1 protein-coding gene is annotated in these 1,043 nt (G+C 61.8%); it reads right to left on the bottom strand.

Going from position 1 to position 1,043, the window contains the following annotated elements:
- Nucleotides 1–1,043: elongation factor Tu (gene tuf / locus IE097_RS19175; RefSeq protein ID WP_189462499.1), on the bottom strand; the 1,043-nt coding region annotated here is incomplete at both ends.

Here is a 1,043-nt window from a genome sequence, read left to right on the forward strand (position 1 = left end):
CCCGGCATCACCATTTCGACACCAGCCGGCAGCTCGACCGCACCGGTCACGTCGGTGGTACGGAAGTAGAACTGCGGACGATAGCCGTTGAAGAACGGGGTGTGACGACCGCCTTCTTCCTTGCTCAGCACGTAGACCGAACCGGCAAACTTGGTGTGCGGGGTGATCGAACCCGGCTTGGCCAGAACCTGGCCGCGCTCGACGTCTTCACGCTTGGTGCCGCGCAGCAGCGCGCCGATGTTGTCGCCAGCCTGACCCTGGTCCAGCAGCTTGCGGAACATTTCCACGCCGGTGCAGGTGGTCTTGACCGTCGGCTTGATGCCGACGATTTCGATTTCTTCACCAACCTTGACGATGCCGCGCTCGACACGACCGGTCACCACGGTACCGCGACCCGAGATCGAGAACACGTCTTCAACCGGCATCAGGAAGGCGCCATCAACAGCACGTTCCGGCGTCGGGATGTACGAATCCAGCGCATCAGCCAGACGGAAGATTGCCGGCTCGCCGTATTCCGATTGGTCACCTTCCAGCGCCAGACGGGCCGAACCGGTGATGATCGGGCAGTCGTCGCCCGGGAAGTCGTACTTGCTCAGCAGCTCGCGAACTTCCATTTCCACCAGCTCGAGCAGCTCGGCGTCGTCCACCAGGTCAGCCTTGTTCAGGAAGACGATGATGTACGGCACGCCAACCTGGCGCGACAGCAGGATGTGTTCGCGGGTTTGCGGCATCGGGCCGTCAGCAGCCGAGCAGACCAGGATCGCGCCGTCCATCTGGGCAGCACCGGTGATCATGTTCTTCACGTAGTCGGCGTGACCCGGGCAGTCAACGTGTGCGTAGTGACGTGCTTCGGTTTCGTATTCGACGTGTGCGGTGTTGATCGTGATGCCGCGAGCCTTTTCTTCCGGCGCGCTGTCGATCTGCGAGTAGTCTTTGGCTTCGCCGCCAAACTTCTTCGACAGGATGGTGGTGATCGCTGCGGTCAGCGTGGTCTTGCCGTGGTCAACGTGACCGATGGTGCCGACGTTGACGTGCGGCTTCGT

The sequence above is a fragment of the Jeongeupia chitinilytica genome (assembly GCF_014652315.1).
GTDB classification, from domain to species: Bacteria; Pseudomonadota; Gammaproteobacteria; order Burkholderiales; family Chitinibacteraceae; genus Jeongeupia; species Jeongeupia chitinilytica.